We start from the raw sequence: 25276 nt of genomic DNA, 5'->3' as shown, positions 1-25276 counted from the left end.
TTCCTAGCCTCTAGATCCTAGCCCCTAACCCCTATTCTTTTATCGTGAACCTCAGTTCCCCGAACGGGGTGCAGAAGTCCATGTCGTCGAGATTGTTTTCGTCGATTCCGGCAAACATACGGTAGCCGCCGCCGATAGAGACTTCGAGCATGCGGGTCACGCGATAGTTGAAGTGGAGTGCGAGTTCGCCTGTGAAAAATTTTTCTTCGGGCGAGAAGGCTTCGTCGCCTTTTTCAATGACATTGACAACACCGCCACCGACTTGCAAGGGCACAGAAATGGCAAATGCCCCGTTACGGTACGGGAAGAATTCAGCAAAAAGACCGAAGGCGTTATAGTTGATGAGCTCTTGACCTTTGACGTTCGGGTTTTCGACGTCGCTCATGAGGAAGGTGGCCCAGGCACCGTTTGCGATGATGTCGTTCCATTGTACACCGATACGCACGCTCATGAAGATGGTTCCGTCGCGGGCAATGAGCGAATTACCTCCGCTTACGCCGACGAGGCCGGACCAGGAGCGTTCCTTGGTTGTGCTATCGGCGGGTTGGTCGTTCATGCCTGCAAGTTCGGCGTGGGCAGTGACGGCAAAAGCCAACGTAAACGTGATTGCGGAAATGATTCTTGCTAATCTCATAGGTCTTTCGAGCCTCCTTGCCAATTCCATGTTTTTTTACCCGCCTCGGGCCAGTGGCAGATGGTCCAGACGAGGCTGTTCCCACATAAAATAATCACCCAGATGCCAAAAAGCAAGAAGAGAAGTAGCGGGATAAAGGCTAAAGACCCATAAAATATGGACATTCTGTTCACCATGGCGGTCTGGATGAGCATCAGGATTTTTACGTAGATGAAAATGGAAAGCCAGGCGAGGAATGTTGCGAGAACGGAGGTCCAATAGAGCTTGCGTTTAGTGTAGACGCCCTTCTTATCGGGCCGGGACGGGAGCGCGTAGAGCATCATGAAGATGAAAAGCAACAGGATGACGTGGAAGGTCACGTACCAGAATGCGTTGATAATCAAGGTCAAGAAGGAATGCGAGAAGTGGAACCCGTCGATGATGATGGTCGAAAGGATTTCTTGCACGTGGTTCACAAAACCGGCGTAGAGCCCGATGAAACCTGCCAAAATGAGGAGGAACGGGGTGTAGATGCAGGTCTGTTTCCAGAGCGTTCGGGAAGTCTTATTTTCCCAGACGACGTTGAAGTTCGATTCCAGGCTGCCGAAGGCGAGGATGAAGGTGACGAAAAGACCCGCAGCGCCGATGATCCCGAGTTTGCCGATGGGCACGTGCTCGGCGTTTTCGATGAGCGCCACAATGGGCTCCGTGGGCCAGTCGAGGCTGAACATGTCCAGCAGGTGGGGCAGGTAATCCGAGATGAAATTCCCGAACCCGACAGCGAGCGTAATCGAAGTGAGAAGGATGAGCAGCGGGATTACGGCGAGGATGGTCGTGTAGGTGAGGGCCGCTGCACGGGTAAGGCCATGGTAGTAGAGGAAGGATTTTCCTGTGACCACGATGATTTTTACAAAATCGGGTGATTTTGCAGCAATCCCGTCAAACAGGTTTTCCCAAGAAAAATCTCTCATCCATTTTGCCATTTGCTCCCAAAGATAGTAAAACGCCCGGATTGTTCGTGGGTGCGTTTCTTATATGAAAATTATTTGTTGGCATGTTGCTTTTTTTGAAGGCGAATGTAAAAAACGATAAACATGGATGGCTGCGGAATTGCTTTTTGAATATGTGGACAATTCTCATGTCTTTTTTGTAGCCAAATTGTTTTTGAAATAAAAAAATACAATTGGAAATGTAGACTTTTTTTTGAAAAAATATATATTAAATTCATAAAATTGGTATGCCGCTCAATTTTTTCGGAGGCTATGAATGGGAATGAGATTTGTTGCGTCGGTAGGTGCTTTTTCGCTACTTTTCGGCTGTTTTTCGATGTCTTTTGCCGGAATGCGCCAGGTCGAGGGCTTGACTCGTGGTCTTTCTGTGGCGGCGACTTCGTCTGGAGTGGTGGTTGGCTGGCGCTTGCTTGCCTCCGATGACCCGGCCACGGAGTTCAATCTTTATCGCGATGGAAACAAAATAGCGACAATTGGCCCTAACGACCCGACATTCTATGCCGATGCCGAGGGATCCACAAAGAGCGAATATGCTGTCGCTGCTGTCGTGGGCGGTACCGAACGGAAGCAATCGAAGGCCGAAATCGTCTTTACCGATGCGAAAAAGGAAGGCAACGTCAATTTCCCCTACAAGGTTTTAAAGCTCGATGTTCCGAAATCACAGACGATGCCCGACGGCTCCACCTGCACTTATACCCCGAACGACATGAGCGTGGGTGACCTCGATGGCGACGGCCAACTTGACCTTGTCCTCAAATGGGACCCGAGCAATGCGCAGGACAACTCGAAAGACGGCTATACGGGCTCGGTCTTTGTCGACGGCATGAAGCTGGACGGCACCCGCCTCTGGAGAATCGACCTCGGCAAGAACATCCGCGCCGGTGCGCACTACACGCAGTTCATGGTCTACGACCTCGATGGCGACGGGATTGCCGAAATCGTGATGAAGACTTCCGACGGCACGGTTGACGGCAAGGGCAAAGTCATTGGCGATGCAAGCAAGGATTACAGGACCTCTGCAGGCCGCATCATGAGCGGGAACGAATTCTTGACCGTGTTCAAGGGGAATACGGGCGAGGAGGTGACCACGATTGATTATTGGCCCAAGATCGATATTTCAAAGTCGTGGGGCGATACTTACGGGAACAGGAGTGAACGCTATCTTGCTGCGGTTGCTTACCTCGATGGCGAGCATCCGAGTGTCATCATGAACCGTGGCTACTACACGATGGCCTACCTTGTCGCTTACGATTTCGATGGCAAGAATCTCAAGGAACGCTGGAAGCATACTTCCGACAAGTCCGGCCAGGGGCTTTATGGCGAAGGCAACCACAACCTTTCTGTGGGCGACCTCGATGGCGACGGCAAAGACGAGATTGTCTTTGGCGCGGCTGCCCTCAAGTCCGACGGCACGCTCCTTTACCGCACCGGGTTCGGTCACGGCGACGCCATGCACCTCTCGGACATGGATCCGGACAATCCGGGTCTTGAACTTTACGATGTCCACGAAGACAAACAAAATAAGTATAGCGAAGAATTCCGTGACAAGGACGGCAAGGTCATCTGGGGAACGACCCAGACCGAGGCCGGAAATGTTGACAACGGTCGTGGCATGGCTGCCGATATCGATTCCACGAATCGCGGTTTCGAAATGTGGTCCGGCACCAGCAAGGGCGCCCGCTCCGTCAAGGGGAAGGTCGTCACCACGACGGGCCTCTCGCAGAATTTCCGCATCTACTTTGATGGAGACCTGCAGGACGAACTGATGGACGGCACCGGTAGCCCGACAGTGGAAAACGGTGGCGCCACTGGCGGAAAGATTGACAAGTACAATTCCGGCAAGAAGACTGTGGACCGCCTTTTCAGCTTCTACAATGTAGAAGGCGCTTCGCTCAATAACTGGACCAAGGCGAACCCCTGCCTCGTGGCCGACCTCTTTGGCGACTGGCGCGAGGAATTCATCGTGCGCTCCGCTTCCGACCCTTCGAAGGTCATTATCTTTACGACACCGTTTACTACGCCTTACCGTGTTTATACGCTGATGCACGATACCCATTACCGCGTTTCGATTGCCTGGCAGAACGTGGCGTACAACCAACCGCCTCACTTGGGTTACTACTTGCCCGACGCGGTCAAGGATTTGAAAAAGCCGGACGTGACAATAATTGGCGGCGATACGGCCGAAGTCCCGTTGGTGGTGCGTCCTGACCTAAAAAATATGCGTAAGGCAGACGGCTTCGCCTTTGTCGATGGGGCGCTGCGCGTGAACAAGGCTGGCCTTGCGCGTGTGCGGATTATGGACCTGCAAGGGCGTGAAGTCATGAGTGCCTCCCGGAATGTCAAGGCCGGGGAAATGTCCAAGATGTTTGGCCGCGATGTGCTCCCAGAAGGCGTTTTTGCTGTGACGGTCGATGTGGACGGAGTTTTCGTCGGAAGGAAAGTCGTTTCGTTTACGAAATAGTATTTTTGAAAAGGGGATGTTTGGCAAATAACCATCAAAAGTCAGGAGAAATTATGGCAAAACATCCTTGTCTTGGTTTTCTTGCGGTTGTGGCTATAGTCCTCGCTCTTCCGCTCCAGTCTTTCGCTCTGCCTCGCCAGATGGAGGCTTTGGACCGAGGGCTTGTTGTCGCGAATGTCGGGAAGTCCGGGATGCTCGTTTCGTGGAGGCTCCTAGGCACTGAAAAATCTGATACGGAATTCAACCTTTACCGTGACGGCACCAAAATTGCCACGATCGGCAAGACGGACGGGACCAACTACTTGGACAAGGATGGGAAGATTACGTCCAAGTACACGGTCTCGGCTGTCGTGGACAGTTCAGAAGGCGAAAAGAAGGCTGTGTCTTTCGTTATGGATTCGACCGTTTCTTCTGGGGGGCAGTCTTTCCCGTACAAGGTGCTGAATGTGGATGCTCCGGCTTGTCCTAAGTCCATGGCTGGAGACACCTGTACTTATTGGGCCAGCGACATGAGTGTCGCCGATCTGGACGGTGACGGCCAATATGAACTGGTTCTGGAATGGGAGCCGTCGAATTTCAAAGACCCTGTGATGGATGGCTTTACCAGCCCGACCTTGATTGACGCCTACAAACTCGATGGGACTAAACTGTGGCGTATCAATATGGGCTGGAATATACGGTCGGGTCCGCATTATACGCAGTTCCAGGTCTACGACTACGATGGTGACGGCAAGGCAGAAATGATTGTCAAGACCGCGGACGGCACGATTGATGGAAAGGGGAAGGTTATAGGTGATTCTAGCAAGAATTATCTCGACTCTGCGGGCCGAATCGTCTCTGGTCCGGAATACTTGACGGTGTTTCGTGGAATTGATGGCGCAGAAATCACGACGATTGAGTATCTCCCGTCGCGCGATGCCAGGAAGTTTGGCCCGGCGGATTCCGTTGGGGGGACTACGTGGGGCGACAATTATGGAAACCGTTGTGACCGCTTCCTTGCGGCAACGGCATACCTGGATGGCATCCATCCGAGTGCCATCATTGCCCGTGGCTATTATACGGCGGCTTACGTCGTTGCCTATGATTTTGACGGCAAGGACCTGAAGCAACGCTGGTTCCATAAGTCCGAAACTCCGGGCGAAGGCCTTTACGCTCAGGGCAACCACAATATTTTTGTGGGCGACCTGGATGGCGATGGCTTTGACGAAATTGTTTATGGTGCTGCGGCTTTGAATCATGACGGAACGGTTCGTTACTCTACCGGCTTTGGTCACGGGGATGCCGGACATCTTGCCGATATTGATCCGGACAATCCGGGGCTTGAATTCTGGGGTGTTCATGAGTATTGGTATCAGACCCCATATATGGATGAACTGCGTGATGCCAATGGTAAGGTCCTTTGGGGGACCTTGCAGGGGGGTATAGATAATGGTCGTGGTTTGGCTGCCGATATTGATTCTACGTACCGTGGACTTGAGATGTGGTCTTCGAAGGGCCGAGCGATTCGTTCGGCGAAAGGAAATTATATTGACGATCCCATATATTATACCCGTGATACCGTTGGTGTCGTATATGACACGGTTAAGCTAGCGGACACTACTTTGTATTTCACTCATTATCTCTATGAAAATGAAGACACTTTAGGCTATCCGATTAATTTCCGCATATACTTCGATGGAGACTTGCAGGATGAATTGCTTGACGGAGCCATCGTGTATAAACCGGATGTGCCAAATCAGTCAATGCCGCACTATTTTGATGGAACTGCGGCGCTTGGGCTTTCTGGATGCAACGGCACCAAGAATACTCCGCTCCTCGTTGCGGATCTCTTTGGAGACTGGCGCGAAGAACTGATCCTTCGCACCGAGAACGATCCGTCCAAAATCTATATCATCTCTACTCCGGTGACGACTCCGTACCGCCTTTACACGCTGATGCACGATGCCGTTTATAGGACTGCTGTTGCATGGCAGAATACGGGCTACAACCAGCCCCCGCATACGAGCTACTATCTGCCCGACATGGTCAAGAAGTTGATGCAACCTAGCGTGTATACCGTGGGCGACAGCGCATTTACCGTGTATCCTGATGCAATCCTTTCCAAGATGGAAGGTGCGAAAGAAAAGCAGACCGTTACTTTGGGCGATTCGATAAAGGCTATCGGTTACGAGTTCCTGTTCTGCACTGGGGTCAAGGTGGATGGTCTCCCGTCGGGAGTTTCTGCCAAGGTCGATTCGGCGAAGCAGACTGTTTGGATTTCCGGTACGCCGAAAAAGACGGGTACGTTCAAGTTCACGATAAAGACCGAGGGCAGCAAGGCTGCAAATGCAACGGTCAAGGGCGAAATTGTCGTGAAGGAAGCCCCCAAGCCGGATACGTCGAAGACGGATTCCACAAAAACGAATCCGGACAAGAAGGATTCCACAAAGACGAATCCGGACAAGAAGGATTCTTCCAAGGTGGTCGTGAACGCATCTTCCATTGTGGATGCGGCCATTCCGGATGAAGGCGAAGGCTCGACGGGAAAAGAGTCCAAGGGCTATATTGGAAATGGCTACTTTGACTTCAAGAATTCGAAGTCGAGTTATGGAACATGGTTGGTCAAGTCTGCTAGCGAATCCGCGACGACGATGTCGGTGCGCTACGCTAATGGTGATAGTACCTCCCGTGAAATGAAACTTGTTGTGAACGGCAAAGAAGTCGGGACGGTCGAGATGGGCCCGACGGGTGGCTGGTCTATGTGGAATACGTACGACATAGACATCAAGTTGAAAAAAGGCAAGAACACCATTACGCTCAAGTCGATGTCAAAGACCAGCGGCGCAGATGTGGATGCGTTCTTGTTTGATATTGCCGGTGTGGAACTTTATAAGAGCAATAAAAATTCGGATGCCCTCCCGGTTGTGCAAATTGGTGGAAGTTTCTACTATCGTCCGTCGACAGGTACTCTTTTCACTTCTGTTCCTGGTTTTGTCGAAGTGCTCTTCTACGATGCTACGGGTTCAATGCGAGCCGCAGTTTCTGGTAATGCGTCTGCAGGTGAGGGCGTAATTGCGCTCGAACGGGGCGTGTTGCCGGGTGGAACGTATATCGTGAAGGTGAAGCGCGACGGAAAACTGATGCAGAAATCCCTCTTTGTCAATCCTTAACCACTAACCACCAACCACTAACCACTTTTTATGCCCCTCTTGAACAAAATATGTCAAACTGCCGTCCTCGCCTCGATAGTCGTGTCTTCGATTGTCTGGGCGGAGGTGACTATATATATGTGTGGCGATTCCACCATGCAGGATTGGAACGAGGGCTACTACCCCAAGCAGGGGCAGGGCCAGGATTTTCATTTCTGGTTTGACAAGGCGAAGGTCGTAAATCGTGGTCAGGGCGGCATGTCGCTGGGTGGTGGCGGTAAAGACAAGAACGGTGGCATTGCTGTCGGCTACTATGACATGTTCTTCAAGAAGGGCTGTTCCAACGGTAACTGCATTGCCGAAAAGCTGCAGCCCGGCGATTACGTGGTTATCCAGTTCGGGATTAACGACATCAATTACAGTACCGAGGATTTTTACAAGTCCAACATGAAAAAGATGGTCGATGATGTTCGTGCCAAGGGGGCGAATCCTATCATCATGAGCCCGATTCGCCGTTGTATCTTCGATTCCCCGACGCAAATCCATAACAGCTATCGTGGTTACCCGGCGCTTAACCAGCAACTAGCCAAAGACTTGAATGTCCCTTTCATCGACATGAGCGAGATGGTTGCGAACTACATGATTTCTGTGGGCGAAAAATATGCCCAGCAGTTTGTTTACAATTTCTCCACAAAGGCGGAATATTCGAATTTGGGGGCCGACCAGTCCGATCAGGTGCATTTGCAGATGAACGGTGCGAACGCTTACGGACGAATCATAACCGAGCAGATGCGAGCCCACTCGGATACGGTCGTGAAAAAGCTCGGCGAGTACATGGCTCCCATGTACCAGGTCGATGTGAAGGTCTCTCCGGAAGGTTCTGCCGAGGCGACATCTATCAGTGCGTATTATCCGCAGGGCATGACTGTTTTGCTCAAGACGATCCCGAAAAATGGAAAAAAATTCCTTGGCTGGTACGACGGAAACGGCAACAAGGTCGGCGCATCGAGCCGCTCCGAAGTGAAGTCTGCGTATATCTATACGTTCAAGATGGGCAAAGCCTCGACGCAGTACACGGCTGTTTACGAGGGCGGTACAGCCGAGAAGTACACGGGTGACGGTGCCGCACTGACGGCATTCCCGACGACGACTCCCAAGAATTTGGACGATGTGACCTTTGTCCCCTACACTCCTCCCGAAGGGAGTGAAGAGATTTCAGTGCCGGTCGACAAGGATATCAAGAGGTTCATCGATGCGAGCAATCCGGACAGCGGTGTCGGTAATACCGAGAACAACTGGACCGGATTTATCGGCAAAGGGTTCTACAACATGGAGAATTCCAACACGTCGTTTGCATCTTACAAGCTGAAGTTCCCGGCAGCGGGCTATGTGACGCTTGCCGTGCGCTATGCGAACGGTGGAAATGCCGACCGTACGTTCAATGCCTATCTGGACCACGATTATTACCTGAAGGCCCCGCCGACCGGTTCCTGGGATACCTGGGACACGGCTTACGTGGTGCTCGACGCGCCGCAGGGCGAGGCGGAACTCAAGTTCATGTCGACGACCTCCGATGGTGCCCCGAATATCGACGCGTTCGGCTTCAGCTTTGCCGGCGTGTGCCGCATGGGTGATGAATCTTGCGAAGATTCCAGCGATATTACGAAGATTGCGACCCGGGGCGGGGTTGGGCAACCTGCGGTTCGCATACGCGGGAACGACTTGATTTTGGCTGGCAATGGGCCAGCACAGGTAAGCATTTTCGACATGCAGGGTCGAATTGTCGCCCGCAAGATTGTCGGGTCGGGAACGCTGGACTTGGCTTCCACCGTCGGCGCGGCCGGTCTCTACCGTGTTGTCGTGAAACAGGGGAATGTGAAATTTAATGGAATGTATGCAAAGGTGAAATAGGCTCGAGGCTCCAGGCTCGAGGCCTGAGTGCTTGAATCCCTAACCACTAACCACCAACCACTAACCACTTATCATGAATAGAGCGTTTAAATTCTTTCTTTTTGCATTAATTTTCGCTGGGGTCGCGGTGAGTGATTCCACGAGTTTCACTATTCACGTGGCTGGCGATTCGACGGTCCAGACTTACAAGGACTCCGCCTACCCGCAGACGGGTTGGGGGCAGGTCCTCGGGTATTTCTTTGATGGAGCCCGCGTCAAGGTGAACAATGCGGCTCTCGGTGGGCGCAGTTCCAAGAACTTCATCGAAGAAGGCCGCTTGGACGGAATCCTCAAAGCTGCGCAGAAGGGGGACTACCTTTTGGTGCAGTTCGGCCATAACGACCGTGATTACAGCAAGGAAGCCCGTTACGTGCCGCCCGAGGATTTTCCCGGCTACATCCAGAAGTTTGTCGATGAGGGTAAGAAAAAGGGTGTGAATGTCATCCTGGTTTCTCCTATGAACCTGAACGGAAGCCGCAATGTCTTTTCGACGGGGGCCAATAACTACGATGCCCGTGGCATGATGCAAAAGATTGCGACGAACAGCAAGATTCCTTTTGTCGATTTGAACATGAAGGCGTATAACCTGTACAATACGACGTACAAGAATATCCCAGATTACGTGACGCGTTACCTGTACAAAAAGTTGGAGAAGGGCGAATACCCGAATTACCCGGACGGTGTGAACGACGGTACGACGCACTTCCAGGAGATGGGCTCCATGGGCCATGCCCAGCTGATTTGCGAAGAACTCGAGGATAACCTCAAGAACAATACGAACCTCTCCGACGAGGCGAAGGCTGCCCTCACGACGCTTGTCTCCGCCATCAAGCCGCGCTACACCATCAAAGTGCAGACGAACCTTTCGAATTATAAAGGTCTCATTACGCAGACGCAGTACTTCCCGGCGGGCGCTCCGATGACGCTCCGCGTGACGCCCAACGGCCAGACATTTGAAAAGTGGGTCGATGACGATTGCAACGAGGTTTCGACCAAGCAGATATATTACGGCTTCAAGACGAAGGCCCGCGATATTACCTACACGGCGATGTTCAAGGGCGGTTCGGAATGCCAGAAGGTCGATCACGGTGAGGAAGGCTCTAGTGGGGAAAATCCGACTTCTTCAAGCTCGGAAGAACCCGGTTCGTCGGCCTCTATTGATACGGCGCTCTGCTTTACGGGCGTGGCCGATACGGCTTGGCGTTCCCCGATAGACATGTCCAGCCCCGAGGTGAGCGACGGTTCGACCGACAAGGACCACGAGGGGTATACGGGCCATGGATTCTATAACATTTCGAATACCGCGACGAGCAAGGCCGTTTATAACTTGACTTCCGACCAGTCGGCCTCCAACGCCCGCGTCATGGTGCGCTATGCCTTTGCCGGAACATCCAACCGCGACATGAAAATCACGATTGACAAGGGCACTTACGATGTCGCCTTCCCGCCGACGGGCTCCTGGGACAAGTGGGATACCGTCTATATAGAGGATGTCTGGGTGGATGCTTTGGATTTCCAGATGACGATTGCCTCCACCACAAATGACGGCGGCCCGAACATCGATATGATCGCTTTCGACATCAAGGGCGTGTACCGCACCGGATGCAAGCCCGCGAAGGTGGCGAACGATTCTCAAGAAACGACACGTATTGTTCCTGTACGCGAATTTTCTGTGAACCCTGCTCCAAAGAAGACTTTCAATGCCCTTGGCCGCAAGGTTCCCGATTCGGATATGGCGCGCCGTCGGCAATTATTCCCCCGTTTTTACTCCCGCTGATTTTTGAACTATGGTCAATCTTTTTGAATATTTGAACTACCGCGAATTTTTGCGCGATGCCTACGAGGAACGTCACAAGGGCGATTGGCGTTTTAGCCACCGCTACATTGCCGAACGTGCCGGTTTCGACGCATCGATGTTCAACAAGATTTTGCAGGGCAAGCGCAATCTGACAGCTCGCCTGGTTTCCGTTTTTGCCGATATTTTTTGTAACGACTCCCGCGAAAAGTCATATTTTGCCGACATGGTGGCCTTTAACCAGGCCAAGACCCATTCCGAAAGCCGTCAGTATCTTGAAAAACTCGTGGCGACTAAGGAATGTAAGGTCGAAAACGTGGCGAAGGACCAGTTTGAATATTTTGATCACTGGTACCATGCGGTTGTTCGTGAACTTGTGACTTTTTACCCGTACGTGGGCGACGATGCCGCGCTCGGGCTCATGGTGCGCCCGCCGATTACGGCAAGCCAGGTGAAGAGCTCCATTGCATTGCTCGAACGCCTTTCCATGATCCGCAAAGACGAGGCGACAGGTTCTTATGTACAGACTCAGGGGTTGATTTCGAGCGGTTCGGAATCATACAGCACTGCAGTCAATTCGTACATCCAGCAGAATCTGGATGTAGCCCAGACGGCGATGGACCGTTTCGACAAGGAAGAACGCAATCTTTCGACACTTGCATTTGCCTGCGACGAGACAACGTATAGCGAATTGGTCGAAATGGTTCGCCGTTTCCGCCGTGAGATTCTTGCAAAGGTTGCGCAGTGTGAAAAGCCCAATCGCGTGTTCCAGCTGGGGATGCAACTTTTCCCGCTTTCGGACCCGTATCCACCGCCGCAGCGGCGCGGGCGCAAACGCCGGATTCGCGGGCAGGAACTTGCTCAGGCTGCCGACACCGAGAAGGCGGGGGAGGCAACGGACGATGAATAAGGGAATATGGTTTTTGTTGCCCGTGTCGCTCGCGGCGGCGTTCCTTGTCTCGTGTTCCAGTAGCGAAGGGCCCGAGACTGCAGGCGGCACGGAAGCCGAGTCTACGATGGCTTTCCGTGTGCGGCTCTCCGATGGGAGTGCCGCAGCGTATGCCCGCGTGCGCGTGCTTCCTGGAGATTTTCTCAGCGACGGGAGTTCTCCCGCCGAATGGAAAGAATCAGATGCAGATGGCTTTATAAAAATGGAGGCGGAGCCCGGTTCTTACACGGTGGAAGCCCGCCATGTCGATGGTTCCTTGGCGACGGGCGCTGTTCAATATGTTGCCCTGGATTCAAAAAATGATGATTCCAAGGTGGATACGATTGAATTGGGTGAACTTTCGTCTATCGAAGGGTTCGTTTTGCTTGGCGAAACATCCCCTGTAATCCGTGTAGCCGGCCTTGACCGTTATGTAGTTCCCGACAGTACGGGGCATTTTGTGATTGATTCGCTCCCGGCAGGGACTTTTGATGTCCAAATCGGGGACCCCTCAGAAACGTATTCCGCCAAAGTCGAGTCGGCTACCGGGGACACGCTTTATGTGGATTGTTCCGATTCGGCTTCGGGTATCAATGTTATCAAGTCGCAGAAATCGGCTGCAAGCGAATACCCCGGGAAGGATTGGGGCGAACATGAAGCCCTGCTTTCTCAAATAGATGGCTATGCGGCTGGAACGCTTGGCGCGGCTGGCGTTACCGATAGCTTGGGCGAAATCACCAAGGCCGAAGGCGAAATCTGCATCGTGACGACGACGGAAGACTATATCATCGTCGAAGACACTACAGACGTCGATTCTTTGGGCAATGCGGTGACAAAAGCAGAAATAGCTCCGGGCTCGTTGCGCGAATGTGCCTACAGGGAAGGCCCCACGTGGGTGCTATTCAAAAAGAGCGGGACTTACAACTTGCAGGCTCCGCTCCGCCTCAAGAAAGACAAGACGATTGACGGCCGTGGCCGCGATATCCGCATTACCGGCATGGGTGTGCTGACGGAAGTTTCTAGCAACCTGATTTTTGAGAACCTGACCTTTACTGCTCCTGCGATTACGGCGTTGGACACGACATCCAGACGTGCGCTTTCTATCCATAACGGGACGCACCATGTGTGGGTGGACCACTGCACCTTCGAAGAATATCCGCTTGTAGAATTCGACGTGAAGCGCGGCTCGCACAATGTGACTGTTTCTTGGTCTCGTTTCGAAAATGCGCAGACGGGAATCCTGTTCGGGCTCACTGCCGATATCGTGAAGGAACCGGACCAGAAACTTACCGTGCATCACAGCTATTTTGCAGGGCTTGCCGGAAAGGGAATCCGTGCGCATGGCGGAGAACTTCACGCTTACAACAACTTTTTTGCCGATGTGAGCGAAGCTGGCGTTGAATGTTCCGATTCGGCCAAGTGCTATATCGAAAAGAACATCTTCGATACCGAAAAACCAGTGGAACTTTACACCTTCTATGATGAAGACGGTGCTCCCGTCGATACGAGTGTGGGTTTTGCCAAGATGAAATCGAACTGGCTTGTAGCTGGCGGCGAAAACCTAGAAGGGAATGCCCGTAATTACAAGCCCGATTACAAGTACGAAATCGATTTGGCCGATGTAGAACTTGCCTTGAAGGTCAAGAAGCAGAGCGGGCCGCGGTAATTAGGCGTTGTACAGGTCTTGCATTACAAGGCCTGCAAGCGTAAATCCAAAAATAGCGGTGGCATGTGCCATGGTGCCGTTTGTGACCACCTTGCGGAATTCGGCAGGGGAGGCTCCGACGGCTGCACCATCGGTGTTGTTTGCGAGTTCTTCGGCACCGAGGTTTTTCAGGAGTTCATCGCTGTAGACGCACTTGACTTTCTTTTGCGTGCGGAGCTTTTTCTTTTTGAACTTGTCGCGGAGGGCGCGGGCGAGCGGGCACCCTTCGACTTTCCAGAATTCGGCGACCTTGATGCGCGTTGGGTCCATCTTCAGGGCGGCACCCATCGACGAGTAGACTTTGGCGCGGGTCCTGGTGGCATGCACCAACAGCTGCATCTTGCTTTCGAGGCTGTCGATGGCGTCGATAATCACGTCGTATTCGCCGAGCTTGAAGTTGTCGTTGTTCGATTCCTGGTAAATATCTTGGATTGCGGTGATTTCTGCACGGGGGTTGATGGCGAGCAACCTTTCGCGGAGTACTTCTACCTTGGGCAGTCCGACCGTCTGTGTGGTGGCCATGAGCTGGCGATTGATGTTAGTGACATTCACCGTGTCCGAATCCACGATGGTCAGGTGCCCGATACCTGAACGGATCAGACTTTCGGCGCACCAACTGCCCACGCCGCCCACGCCAAACAAGATGACTCGCGTGTCATGGAACTTCTGGAGCCTCTCGGACCCCACTAGGAGCCTCGTTCTGTTGAAAATGTCTTCGTCGTTAAATTCGGGCATGTGAATAAAGATAGAAAATGCTATATTTGCGCCGTACAAATAAAGGAGTAGCTAAATGCTCAAATCTACACTGCAACAGACCGATCCGGAAATCTACAACATCATTCAGGAAGAAGCCGAACGCCAGGAATACGGCATCGAGCTCATCGCTTCTGAAAACTACACCTCAAAGGCCGTCATGGAAGCCATGGGCTCCGTGCTGACCAACAAGTATAGTGAAGGCTACGTTGGCAAGCGCTACTATGGTGGTAACGAAGTGATCGACAAGATGGAAGCTCTCGCCATCGAACGTTGCAAGAAGCTCTTTGGTTGCGACCACGTGAACATCCAGCCGCTTTCCGGTTCTCCGGCCAACGCTGCCGTGTACTTCGCCGTCCTCAAACCGGGCGACAAGGTCCTCGGCCTCAAGCTCGACCACGGTGGACACCTTTCTCACGGCCATCCGGTGAACTTCTCCGGTATGCTCTACAACTTCGTGCAGTACGAAGTCGATAAGGAAACTGGCCGCATCGACATGGACAAGGTCCGCGAAATCGCCCTCCGCGAAAAGCCGAAGATGATCCTCGCCGGTTTCTCCGCCTACAGCCGTAACCTCGACTGGAAGCGCTTCAAGGAAATCGCTGACGAAGTCGGCGCCCTCACTATGGCTGACATTTCTCACGTCGCTGGCCTCATTGCCGGTAAGGCTATCGATTCTCCGGTGCCGTACTTCGACATCGTGACGACCACGACCCACAAGACTCTCCGTGGCCCGCGTTCCGCTATCATCATGTGCAAGGACCGCACCATCCAGAAGATGGTGAAGGGCGAACTCAAGGAAGTTTCTTTGGCCAAGGAAATCGACAAGGGCGTGTTCCCGGGCATGCAGGGTGGTCCGCATGACCACATCAACGCCGGTAAGGCTGTTGCATTCCTCGAAGCTCTCCAGCCGGAATTCCAGGTCTATGCAAAGAACGTTATCAAGAACGCTCAGGCCATGTGCGCTGAAATGCAGAAGCTCGGCTACAAGGTCATCAGCGATGGCACCGACAACCACCTCATCGTGGTGGACATGACCTCTAAGGGTGTTTCCGGTAAGGAAGCCGAAGTGGCCATGGAAAAGGTCGGCATCTCCTGCAGCCGCTCTACGATTCCGTTCGATCCGCGCAAGCCGATGGATCCGTCCGGTGTCCGTCTCGGTACTGCCGCTATCACGACTCGTGGCTTCGACGAAGAAGACTCCCGCGAAGTGGCTCGCATCATCGACCGCTGCGTGAAGGCTAAGGACGACGATGCCGCTCTCGCCAAGATCCGCGAAGAAATCGTGGCTCTCTGCAAGAAGCACCCGCTGTACAAGTAATTTTGCAGAGCAAAATTACTTGTAGCTGTGAGGTCGGCCTTCGGCCTTTGAGCTGTGAGGCCGCATTCCTTCGGAATGCTCTGAGCTAAATAATGGCGCCTTTGGCGCAAGATATTGAAAAAGTGGTTCGCGTAGGCGGGCCGCTTTTTTTATGTATTTGCGAAACCGTTGAAAAATTAATATGTTAAAAAAGTTGGTTGTATTTATAATGGTCGGTATGGGTGGAGTTATCTATGAAAAAAAATGCTTTTGTCGCTTTACCTTTCATGCTGTCTTTTTGAGTTCAACGCCTTATACTCAAAAAGATAATTCTTCTAATGGTGCGTATGTTATTAGCTTTGATGTTGGAGATTACTATACGCACGTGAGACCAACTCTTGTACCAAGAGATGCTTATAGCGTTCGCTGCATCAAGGACTAAATAGCTATGAGCAATGAGCAGTGAGCTGTGAGGCTCGGGCCTCGAGTCTATTTACCTAATTCCGAAGAACACGACCATGCTGAAGATGAGCGCGAAGATGCTCACCAGGTGCATGCGCCAAACGATCTTGGAATTCATCAGCGGCTTGCTCGGGAACTTGCCATCCCATTTCTTTTGGTAATGGTGGTGGAGCGGTGCGCACAGGAATATGCGCTTGCCGGTGCCTGTCGTCTTCTTGGTGAATTTGAACCAGCTTATCTGCAACAATACGGAGCAGGCTTCGGCGATGATGATGATGCACACGATGGGGAGGAATAGCCCTGCCTGCACCAGGATGAACATGATGCCGATGGTGGCGCCGAATCCGACGGAGCCCGCGTCACCCATGTAGATTTCGGCGGGTGGGCTGTTGAACCACAGGTACGCCAGCAGTGCGCCCGCGATGGACGTGGCGAGCGGGAACAGTTCGTCGCAACCGGGCAGGTACGGCACGCTCAGGTACTGGCTGAAGATAAAGTTTCCGCTCACGTAGGCGACAAGCCCGACAAACACCATACTGGTGAGGATGGGCACCGAGACGAGGCTGTCGAGGCCGTCCGTGAAGTTCGTTCCGTTCGCGGAGGCGGCGATGACGAATGTCATGAATCCGACAAAAATCCAGTTGGGAAGGTGGATCTGGAACACGTCGATGGGGCAGAACGGAATAGTCAGGTCGCCCTTGAGTTCGGGGATGAACTTGTAGCAGAAAATGGCGACGACAAAGCTGAACAGAAAGTAGAGGAAGAGTCTGAGTGTGCTGGAGATGCCGTCGGCCTTGTCCATGTAGTCGGCCGCCTTGATGCGGCCTTGGTTGATGAGGCGCTTGGCACGGACTTTCGCGATATCGTCGATGGCGCCCACAGTGCTGAACAGGAGCAAGATGACCAGCGTAGATATGGTATAGCCGTTCATGTTGCACACGAGCAGCGAGACAATCTCGACCACGACCACCAGGAGCAGCCCGCCCATGATCGGGGGGGATTTTGTCTTGCCGTCCTTGTCGAAGTCGCTCGTCGCGTCGATTCTCTGCAGCAGGCGGATGTACTTGGGCATGAAGAAGAGGACGAGGATGATGGAAAGCATCGCGGCGGAACCGGCGCGGAAAAGTCGTCCGTCGAAAAGTTCAAGACTGGTTACGTGATAGAGCCAACGGCAAAGCATGGTATTCGGTGGAGGGCGAAGGTGTTTTTAGGTGTGTAACTTGGCTAAAACGGGTGAAAAATGCAAAAAATCAGAATGGGCGCACAAAAAGCAGGTTGGACGTGGGAAAGATAAAATAATCCGTGGCTTTTGGCTTGCGCTGGCGAAAATTTCTACATTTTGGACATGAGTGAAATGCATATCGGCTGTCCCCATTGCGGAGCTTCCTTCAACGTCCAGTTCGACGGTGATATCTCGAACATGATGATATTCCCTTGTGCAAGGTGCAATGTCCCGCTGATGTATTTCCACGGAGAAATCTCGGAACTGGACCGGGACGAATTCGAACACTTGCGCAAACGCCTGACAAAGGTCCTGAACGTCGTCATGAAGCATGGCGATTCGGTGAGCGATGTCGCGGATTCGCTGAAAAAGATGGTGGATGCCTCCAACGAGCGCGCCTCGGAACGTAACGCGCCCCACTTGCCCTCTATCTCGGACGAAACGTTGGCCCAGCTGCAAAAGAGCCTGGATGAGATGGATGCGGATAGCTTCTTGAAAAGCCTGTAAATATGTTTGAATTTTTTATTGCCGCTTTAGTTGTCGCCATCGCGCCGGGGCCGGACAACTTGTTCGTGCTTGCGCAGAGCGCGACTCACGGGACGCGCGCCGGCATTTGCGTGATTTGTGGGCTTTGCACCGGGATTGCCGTGCAGACGACGCTCTTGATTGTGGGCGTTTCCGCATTGATCGCGGCGAGTCCGGTGGCGTTCTTTGTGTTGCAGTGCTGCGGGGCCGCCTACCTGCTGTATTTGGCGTACAAGAGCTTCCAGGTCCGTGCGGGAGTGGTGAAGTTAGACGAGAGACGAGAGACGAGAGACGAGCGAGAAGTTGGTTTAGACGAGAGACGAGAGGGGGGAGAATCCTCCGGCTTGTCGTTCCGCAAACTTTACTTGCGCGGCATCATCATGAACCTCACGAACCCGAAGGCCGTTCTTTTTGCGCTTTCGTTCATCCCGCCTGCGGTCCGGATGGATTCTGCCCTGAGCCCGTCGCTCCAGATGGCTATTCTCGGCGTGGAATTCGTCGTGGCGACCTTCATCGTGTTCGGCTCCATAGCCCTTTTGGCGGGAACGGTCAAGAACTTCTTGCTCAATAGCCCCAAGGCAAACCGCAACCTCAACTGGTTCAGCGGCTGCGTATTCGTGCTCCTCGCTATCGCGTTGTTCGTGATGTAATCATCTCATAGGCAAGCCCAATAATCATTTTTACCAAATTATATCCAGGACTTGCTCGTATAAAAAAACATTATCCTCCGAAAAAACACCTTCTCCAATAGTTCCTCCATGATGACAATGCATTTTGTATTTTGCCCAAAAAGCCTTTTTTAGTTTCTTTTCATCTTTAGTAAGTGAAAAATGCCCCGTCTTTAACAAATTGAATAGTACCTTATGTGATTTCTCATTATTCAAAAAATCCGTGTACAAATTCTCTTCTGTAATATCGCAAGAGTTAATTGATAACTTTTTTTGTTGTGATATGCATTCTTTTTTAATGTCTTCTATGCAAAATGTGACGATGTACCCCGCACCATTTCGAAAAAAATACTCTCCGTCGCATTTTGATTCATCTAACTGGGGGATTATCCATTTTTTTTCGGATTGTATAGAGTGTTCGCATTCTTCGGCAAACGAAATCGTGACCATAAAAAGGCAAATCATAAATTTACTCATTAGTACAAAATTCCTATATCAGCTTGAATAACCCATGGCATCTTTTTTGTTTTTCTTCGGTTCATAAAGAGCTTCTATAAGATATACTTTCTGAATATACCTTTATTTATGCGGCTTCGCAAGCGATTTGGTACGGAAAAAATCAGAAAAACGGGACACTGGAAATCCGCAGAAACTTTGACCTTCGCGAAACTCAAAGAATTGCTAAACGAGCGTTTCAACTCCGTCGATTTCGACGAGGCGAAGCGCGATGTCCGCCCGTTCATCGCCGATAGCGATAAGTTATCCCTCTGGAGTAAAGAATTCTTCTGCGCAATCACAGAAGAATGGAAAGTAGGCTAGGGGCAAGGTGTTTTTCCTCAGTTCATGGAAAGCCTCTATAGGATATACTTTCTGATATACTTGCATTGTTCGTGATGTAGCGTTGATTAGCGGAATCTTGGAACTCCTTGTTATTCCTTATGTTACGGCGATTTGTCTTTAGTTTATGACGTAAAAATGAAAGAAATATATAAGAAGCTGGCTGTTGTATGAAAAGATTCTTGTTTGTGAGTAAATTTAAATTTACAAACTTTAGCCGTCAGAATCGTTTTTTAAAGATATGTTTTGTTATTATTGCTCGCAGCAATAACCACCACACTTCCTTATTTTCCTTGGAGGAAAAAATGAAAAAACTAATCACTCTCGCTCTTTGCGCTTCCACATTTATGTTTTTCGGTTGTGCCAAGGCCGGTTTGAAGAATGTTGCCCCGTCTTGGACTGAACCGGCTACTTCTGTGACTGTTCTTTACACTCAACCTCTCGTCAAGAATGGCAGCGATGTCACTGACGACCTTCCTGAATATGCCGACAATTTCTCCGGCTGGATGGAAAAGAGAATGGGCGAAGAATTCCAGAAGCAGGCTGGCGTTACCGCCAAGTTCGAACAGAAGGAAGCTGGCGCTTTCAATTTCGCCGTGACCAAGCTCGGCAAGAAGGAATTCTCCATTCCGTCTCCCAAGTTTGACGAAGTTGAAGGTCTCGACGGTCTCGTCCTTACTATCAGCAACTTCGAAGTGGATCGCATCTCCGAAACGAAGATGACTGGCCCGACCAGCGCTGAAACCAGGACCTACCTCCAGTATTCCGGCGAATACTCCTATGCCAAGGCTGCTGAAAAGCAGGTCGTGACCAGCGGTACCTTCAAGGCTCGCGTCGGTCTCGGCTTTGCCATGACGAAGGGTGACTGGGACAAGAACGTTGAAAATCTTGTCGAAGAACTCATCAAGGATACTCCGCTCCAGAAGAAGTAATCTTGTAGAACAGAAATGTGAAGAGACCTGGTTCGCCAGGTCTTTTTTTGTTTTTTCTGCGGCTCATAAAGGGTCACTATAAGATGTACTTTCTGAATATACCTTTATATATGCGGCTTCGCAAACGGTTTTGTGCGGAAAAAAACGGATGGATTCTTGACGTTTTGGCTTGCCTTCTCCTAGTTTAGTGTGTAATAGAAATAAGCCGAAAAATGGGCCTCAAGCGAGGTGTCGCTTGATTTTTCCATACAATCAATCTATATTATGCTCATAATATGGGAAAGGAAACTCAAATAACCTTTATGCAGGCGAGGCTTGTCAGGTTGGCGACGCAGGAATGGTGCCTGACCATGCAGGCGGTCAATGCCTTGTTCCAGAAATATGGTGTATACACCTATATCGAAAAGTTCTGGGACCTTTTCCATATTGAAGGGGATTTTGCGGTCCTGGATGATGTCCGCCAATACCTCGAGACAAAGGGGGCAGTCATTGGTCGCTGAACTAGTTGACGGAACGGTCCTCTATCATGGTAGTTATTGTGCTGTCCATGAACCTGATCTTGCAAAATGTGCCAAGTACAAGGACTTCGGACAGGGCTTTTATCTGACTACGGATATTGAGCAGGCGAGGTCATTTGCGAAGATAAGCCTTCGTCACGCTCTTGATGGCGGGAAGGTAAGCGTCGATCAAAAATCTGGTGTTGTGTCGTCGTTTATTTTTAACAGGAACGGCGAAATCCGTGAGAAAATTTTTCCTGTCGCCGATACGTCTTGGCTCCACTGTGTGGTAGGGCATAGGCGAAAGTCGTCATTCGAAGATATTGTTCAGGAATGCCAAAGGTATGATATCATTGGTGGCAAAATAGCCAATGATGCGACGAACTTGACCATTGCCGCCTACATGCTTGGCGCTTATGGTACGGTTGGCTCTAAAGAAGCGGACGATTTGTGTATTTCCCTTTTAATTCCAGAAAGGCTCAAAAATCAATATTGCTTTAGAACAAATGAGTCGCTCCTTTGCCTCGGTTTCCAGAAAGAGGAATGTGTATGGCTGTGACACGGGAGCGGATTGATGCGGCCATAGACATGTTGATTTCTATGGTGGTGATGGACCTTGCTCACGAGCAGGGACGCTCTGCGACGGAATTGATGCCGGAATTCTTGAGTTCTCGCACGGCACGCCAGCTTTATGACGAAGAGCAAAAACTCTGGTGCGAAGGGCCCGCGTACATAGAAGAAATGTACAAGAAAGAAATGCAGGGCGGCTAGAGTCTATCGTTCTTGGCTCTCATTTTTTTTTTATAGTTAGTAGAGCAAATCGTTTTCTAAATTTGGGCTTGATGAAACTCCTTTTTACCGACCTGGACGGAACACTCCTGACTGATGACAAGCGCATCCTTGATGCGGATATGGCCGCTATCGAGGGCATGCTTTCTCGCGGGCACAAGTTGGTGCTTTGCACGGGGCGCCCGCTCACGAGCGCAAAGCAACTGGCGCAAAAGTACGGCTTCGACAAGCCGGGCTTTTTCTTGGTGAGTTTCAACGGCGGGTTGATTTACGATTATGCGACCGAGAACGCGATTCTCACGCGGTATATTCCTGTTGACGAGGTGAAATTCATCATGGATGCGGCGCACCGCTACGGTATGCATGCGCACACGTATTCGGGCGACTTTGTGGTTTCGGAATACGAAACGGAACAGCTCAAGACGTATTGCCGCCTGATGAAGATGGATTACGTTGTCGTGAAGGATATCCGCGAATACTACGGCGAGTTTATCAATGTGGTGGTGAAGCCGCCCATCAAGGTGAATATCATTACGCCGTTTGACCATTCGAGCCTTGTGGATTTCCGAGCCGAGATGCGCAAGACGACAGCGGGCAAGCTCTTTGACGTGTTCAGCAAGCCGGAAATGCTCGAGTTTTCGCACATGCAGAGCAACAAGGGCGATGCGGTGCGGTTCATGGCCGAGTATTACAAGGTCCCGCTTGAAGATACGATTGCTGTGGGCGACGAGGAGAACGATTGCCCCATGATCGAGGCGGCGGGTGTCGGCGTCGCTGTGGCGAATGCCTCGCCGGTGGCAAAGGCGGCAGCCGATTATGTGACTGCAAACGACAACAATCATTCGGCAATCGCCGAGGTGATTGAAAAGTTTGTCGGGGAATAGCGGAGAGGCAAGAGTAATGAGCAGTGAGCGATGAGCTGTGAGGTTTATATACCTCATACCACAAAGCGACCGAAGGTCGCGACCTCATAGCTCAAAAGGGCTTTAGCCCCGACCTCACAGCTGACTCGCGGAGATTGCTTCAGGGCTATTCGCCCCTCGCAATGACAACTTTTTTCTCTCGTCTATCCCTAACCACTTCCTACTTCTTACTCACTCTCTGCTTTAATTTTTCGTTACGTTCCGCACATCTTGTATCATTAACAGTGTCGTGAAAAACAAGGTCTTGTATAAACTATGAGACTTCTTTTTTTTTGCCTTCAAAATATCTATTAAGATTTGTTTTTTTTGATTATATTGCTTTATAGTTTGCTTTGGAGGACTGGAATGAAAAAGGATTTTTTATGCGTATTGTCTCTGCTGGCGGTTCTTTCTGCTTGTCATGAAAATACTTTGTCTTTGAATTTGGACGATGTATCTTCCTGTTCTGCATCCAATCTTTCTTCTAGTTCCCGCTCGCTGCTCAATCGTAATTCTTCCAGTTCTTGGACTCCTGTCGGTAATTCCGAAGATCCAGGATTTGCATGCTCCGAGTCTACGAAAAAATTAGGTCTATTTATTGACTCTCGAGATGGCCATGTTTATAGAACTGTAACGATTGGAAATCAGGTGTGGATGGCCGAAAATTTGGTGTATAAAAACTACAATCACGAGGATCCTTATGCTTATTCCTGGATTGAAGCGATTGATTCTGTTGCGACGGGCTGTCATTCGGGCGAATTATTTGTTTATGATGGAATTGCCTTTGGTAATTGCCCTATTGCGCGGCCGGCTCAAGGTCTTTGTCCCGATGGCTGGCACCTGCCGACAGCCGATGATCTTCAAGCTTTGGTCGATTTTGCCGGTGGCCCCAAATATGCTGGCAAGTATTTGAAATCGACTATGGGGTGGGAAGGTGTTGGTAATGGGGTGGATTGTTTTGGATTCGACCTGATGCCTTCTACTAAGGATGGATTTGTTGAAATTCTGAGTTCTGATGTGCGTTCTTATGGCGATGTTATAACGCTTGTCATGTCAAAGTATAATGCCCATGCCGAGTTCTCTACTTCGATGAAAGAATATGCTTTCGGGAATGTTGTTCGATGCATTCAAGGAGAAGGGAAAAAGGGCTTGGACCTCCAAATTCATCGTGCCGAGAACACCTACACGGGAACGTTTGATTCCCTTATAGATGCGCGCGACGGGCATGTCTATAAGACCGTTGATATTGGCGGCTGGGTATGGATGGCTGAAAATTTGGCTTATGGTTCCAAAGAGACATACACTTATGAAGAGATGATTGATGCTCCGGTTACGGGTTGTTATTTGGATAGCCTGATATGGGGTGATGATTATGGAATGTGGAATTCTTGCTCTGCAGAATTGCCCATTCAGGGAATTTGTCCTGATGGTTGGCATGTGCCGAGTTCTTATGAATGGAATGTGCTCAGTGCTTTTGTAAATGGCCTGGATAATGCGGATGATTTTGCCAAGGGAGCTTTTACTGGACAAATGCTGAAATCGACAAGCGGCTGGCCCAGTGGGAAGAATGGTCTTGATGCTTATGGTTTCGGTGCAAAACCTGCAAATGGAGAAGACGAGGTTCGTTTCTGGTCTTCGACGGATTCGCCGACCAAATGGGATTGGTTTGGCAATATCTATATGGTAATTGGTGCCGACAGTGCTGGGCTAGAAGTTTATGAAATAAATCGATATAATAATTCCGGGTATCCCGTCCGTTGTCTCAAGGATGGTGAAAATCAGCAGCCGTCTCCCTATATATATTCGTCGGTTGGGTGTGATAAGCCTACGCCCTATTCTGGAGCGTATGGCTTGGTTACGGATGAACGCGATGGCAACGTCTATAGGACTGTAAATATTGACGGTACGGTTTGGTTTGTGGATAACTTAAAATATGATGTGCCGGGTGGCCTGACATTCTGCAATTGTGGCGATACGACTTCCTGTGATGCTTGGGGACGTTTGTACCCTTGGACAGAAGCAAAGGTGGCGTGCCCTGCGGGTTGGCGTTTGCCCATTCTTGAAGAAGCTCAGCATCTTGTTGCGTTTACGAGGCAGACCCACTATGATTTAGGTGGTTGCAATTACGATGGTGATCTTTTGAGGGCCACCGAGGGATGGAAATATGAACAGGGCAATAATATGCTTGGGTTCGGTGCAGTTCCTGCAGGATTGAAATACTTCGAACTGGATGGATTTTCAACCGTGACGGAAGAATATTGCAATAAGTGGCCTTGGGAGGTCAATGGCGGTGGCGGCCGTGCGTCCTTCTGGCTGTATAGCGATACATTGAAACGCCGTCCCGATGCTTTGTTCTTGGATGAAAGCAGTAAGCCGATTGACCTGTCTTCGGCTTCGGATGTAAAAACAGCTTACTCCATCCGCTGCGTTAAAGAGTGAAAGGTGTGAGGCGCGAGGCACGAGGCTCGAGAATAGAGACTAAAGATAAGAGGCTAGAGGCTAGTGAATAAGAATCACGCACTTCGTGCGTCAATATAAGACGGCGAAGCCGTGATATTTCTCCCTAGCCCCTAGATTCTAACCTCTAGATTCTCTAACGGAGATTGCTTCATGGCTTCGCCATTCGCAATGACAACCAAGGCGAATGCCATGCCAAAACGCTTGCGTTTCGGCATGACTGAGCCGACGAGTCATGCGCTTGCGAATGACAAGTTTTCCCTAACCACCAACCACCAACCACTAACCACTTCCTACTGTCTACTTGTACTCTCGCTACTCCTCATAGAGGATAACTCAACT

The 25276-nt window shown here is 50.9% G+C and carries 22 protein-coding genes; 17 read left to right on the top strand and 5 right to left on the bottom strand.

The window, feature by feature from the left end; genetic code table 11:
• Nucleotides 1-31 precede the first annotated feature (31 nt).
• Complete coding sequence (locus Q0Y46_RS12200; RefSeq protein WP_297947689.1) at nt 32-634, bottom strand: hypothetical protein; 603 nt, start codon at nt 632-634, stop codon at nt 32-34.
• Nucleotides 631-1596, bottom strand: a complete 966-nt coding sequence (locus Q0Y46_RS12195; protein WP_295678055.1) for a YhjD/YihY/BrkB family envelope integrity protein — start codon at nt 1594-1596, stop codon at nt 631-633. The genes Q0Y46_RS12200 and Q0Y46_RS12195 overlap by 4 nt, the downstream gene beginning before the upstream one ends.
• A gap of 283 nt (nt 1597-1879) precedes the next feature.
• Between Q0Y46_RS12195 and Q0Y46_RS12190 the strand changes: the two genes are divergently transcribed.
• The 6 genes from Q0Y46_RS12190 to Q0Y46_RS12165 all read left to right on the top strand — a co-directional run bounded on the left by Q0Y46_RS12190 (nt 1880) and on the right by Q0Y46_RS12165 (nt 13551).
• Entirely contained in the window at nt 1880-4084 is a 2205-nt protein-coding gene (locus Q0Y46_RS12190; protein WP_297947687.1) for a rhamnogalacturonan lyase, read from the top strand.
• A gap of 53 nt (nt 4085-4137) precedes the next feature.
• Nucleotides 4138-7233, top strand: a complete 3096-nt coding sequence (locus Q0Y46_RS12185; RefSeq protein WP_297947685.1) for a carbohydrate-binding protein — start codon at nt 4138-4140, stop codon at nt 7231-7233.
• Between the two features lie 30 nt (nt 7234-7263).
• Nucleotides 7264-9123: a GDSL-type esterase/lipase family protein gene (locus Q0Y46_RS12180; protein ID WP_297947683.1), complete on the top strand. Its 1860-nt coding sequence runs from the start codon at nt 7264-7266 to the stop codon at nt 9121-9123.
• A 127-nt stretch (nt 9124-9250) separates the two neighbouring features.
• On the top strand, nt 9251-10939 hold the full coding sequence (locus Q0Y46_RS12175; protein ID WP_297947681.1) for a GDSL-type esterase/lipase family protein: 1689 nt from the start codon (nt 9251-9253) through the stop codon (nt 10937-10939).
• 10 nt (nt 10940-10949) lie between these two features.
• The gene (locus Q0Y46_RS12170; RefSeq protein ID WP_297947679.1) at nt 10950-11867 is read left to right on the top strand and encodes a TIGR02147 family protein; all 918 of its coding nucleotides are present in this window, start codon (nt 10950-10952) and stop codon (nt 11865-11867) included.
• A complete protein-coding gene (locus Q0Y46_RS12165; protein WP_297947677.1) occupies nt 11860-13551 on the top strand; it encodes a right-handed parallel beta-helix repeat-containing protein in 1692 nt (563 codons plus the stop codon). Before Q0Y46_RS12170 ends, Q0Y46_RS12165 begins: the two co-directional genes overlap by 8 nt.
• On the opposite strand, the gene Q0Y46_RS12160 is transcribed toward Q0Y46_RS12165, so the two are convergent.
• Nucleotides 13552-14325, bottom strand: a complete 774-nt coding sequence (locus tag Q0Y46_RS12160) for a tRNA threonylcarbamoyladenosine dehydratase (protein ID WP_297947675.1) — start codon at nt 14323-14325, stop codon at nt 13552-13554.
• 55 nt (nt 14326-14380) lie between these two features.
• Here Q0Y46_RS12160 and glyA point away from each other — a divergent pair, with 55 nt between their 5' ends.
• Entirely contained in the window at nt 14381-15664 is a 1284-nt protein-coding gene (gene glyA / locus Q0Y46_RS12155) for a serine hydroxymethyltransferase (protein ID WP_297947673.1), read from the top strand.
• Between the two features lie 472 nt (nt 15665-16136).
• Here glyA and Q0Y46_RS12150 read toward each other — a convergent pair whose 3' ends face one another.
• Nucleotides 16137-17285: a phospho-N-acetylmuramoyl-pentapeptide-transferase gene (locus Q0Y46_RS12150; RefSeq protein ID WP_295678068.1), complete on the bottom strand. Its 1149-nt coding sequence runs from the start codon at nt 17283-17285 to the stop codon at nt 16137-16139.
• 165 nt (nt 17286-17450) lie between these two features.
• Here Q0Y46_RS12150 and Q0Y46_RS12145 point away from each other — a divergent pair, with 165 nt between their 5' ends.
• Both Q0Y46_RS12145 and Q0Y46_RS12140 read left to right on the top strand, forming a co-directional pair.
• Nucleotides 17451-17834, top strand: a complete 384-nt coding sequence (locus Q0Y46_RS12145) for a hypothetical protein (protein ID WP_290960879.1) — start codon at nt 17451-17453, stop codon at nt 17832-17834.
• A 2-nt stretch (nt 17835-17836) separates the two neighbouring features.
• Nucleotides 17837-18502, top strand: a complete 666-nt coding sequence (locus tag Q0Y46_RS12140; RefSeq protein WP_297947671.1) for a LysE family translocator — start codon at nt 17837-17839, stop codon at nt 18500-18502.
• A gap of 30 nt (nt 18503-18532) precedes the next feature.
• Here Q0Y46_RS12140 and Q0Y46_RS12135 read toward each other — a convergent pair whose 3' ends face one another.
• Nucleotides 18533-18997, bottom strand: coding sequence for a hypothetical protein (locus Q0Y46_RS12135; RefSeq protein ID WP_297947669.1), 465 nt, complete (start codon nt 18995-18997; stop codon nt 18533-18535).
• A gap of 108 nt (nt 18998-19105) precedes the next feature.
• Between Q0Y46_RS12135 and Q0Y46_RS12130 the strand changes: the two genes are divergently transcribed.
• From Q0Y46_RS12130 to Q0Y46_RS12095, 8 genes are all read left to right on the top strand, one after another.
• Nucleotides 19106-19339 carry a hypothetical protein gene (locus Q0Y46_RS12130; RefSeq protein ID WP_297947667.1) on the top strand — a complete coding sequence of 78 codons (234 nt, stop codon included), beginning with the start codon at nt 19106-19108 and terminating at the stop codon, nt 19337-19339.
• A gap of 323 nt (nt 19340-19662) precedes the next feature.
• Nucleotides 19663-20289: a hypothetical protein gene (locus tag Q0Y46_RS12125; protein WP_297947665.1), complete on the top strand. Its 627-nt coding sequence runs from the start codon at nt 19663-19665 to the stop codon at nt 20287-20289.
• A 275-nt stretch (nt 20290-20564) separates the two neighbouring features.
• The gene (locus tag Q0Y46_RS12120) at nt 20565-20789 is read left to right on the top strand and encodes a DUF3791 domain-containing protein (protein ID WP_295678077.1); all 225 of its coding nucleotides are present in this window, start codon (nt 20565-20567) and stop codon (nt 20787-20789) included.
• Nucleotides 20779-21345 (top strand): DUF3990 domain-containing protein, encoded by a 567-nt coding sequence (locus Q0Y46_RS12115; RefSeq protein ID WP_297947663.1) that lies wholly within the window; start codon nt 20779-20781, stop codon nt 21343-21345. The genes Q0Y46_RS12120 and Q0Y46_RS12115 overlap by 11 nt, the downstream gene beginning before the upstream one ends.
• Nucleotides 21336-21557 carry a hypothetical protein gene (locus Q0Y46_RS12110; RefSeq protein WP_295678081.1) on the top strand — a complete coding sequence of 74 codons (222 nt, stop codon included), beginning with the start codon at nt 21336-21338 and terminating at the stop codon, nt 21555-21557. The genes Q0Y46_RS12115 and Q0Y46_RS12110 overlap by 10 nt, the downstream gene beginning before the upstream one ends.
• Nucleotides 21558-21628: 71 nt before the next feature.
• A complete protein-coding gene (locus Q0Y46_RS12105) occupies nt 21629-22459 on the top strand; it encodes an HAD family hydrolase (RefSeq protein WP_297947662.1) in 831 nt (276 codons plus the stop codon).
• 384 nt (nt 22460-22843) lie between these two features.
• Nucleotides 22844-24916 (top strand): FISUMP domain-containing protein, encoded by a 2073-nt coding sequence (locus tag Q0Y46_RS12100; protein WP_297947660.1) that lies wholly within the window; start codon nt 22844-22846, stop codon nt 24914-24916.
• A gap of 171 nt (nt 24917-25087) precedes the next feature.
• On the top strand, nt 25088-25276 hold a 189-nt coding region (locus tag Q0Y46_RS12095), incomplete at its 3' end, for a hypothetical protein (RefSeq protein WP_297947658.1).

This window comes from uncultured Fibrobacter sp., from assembly GCF_947305105.1.
Classification (GTDB): domain Bacteria; phylum Fibrobacterota; class Fibrobacteria; order Fibrobacterales; family Fibrobacteraceae; genus Fibrobacter.
This window is presented reverse-complemented; position numbering and strand designations above follow the sequence as displayed.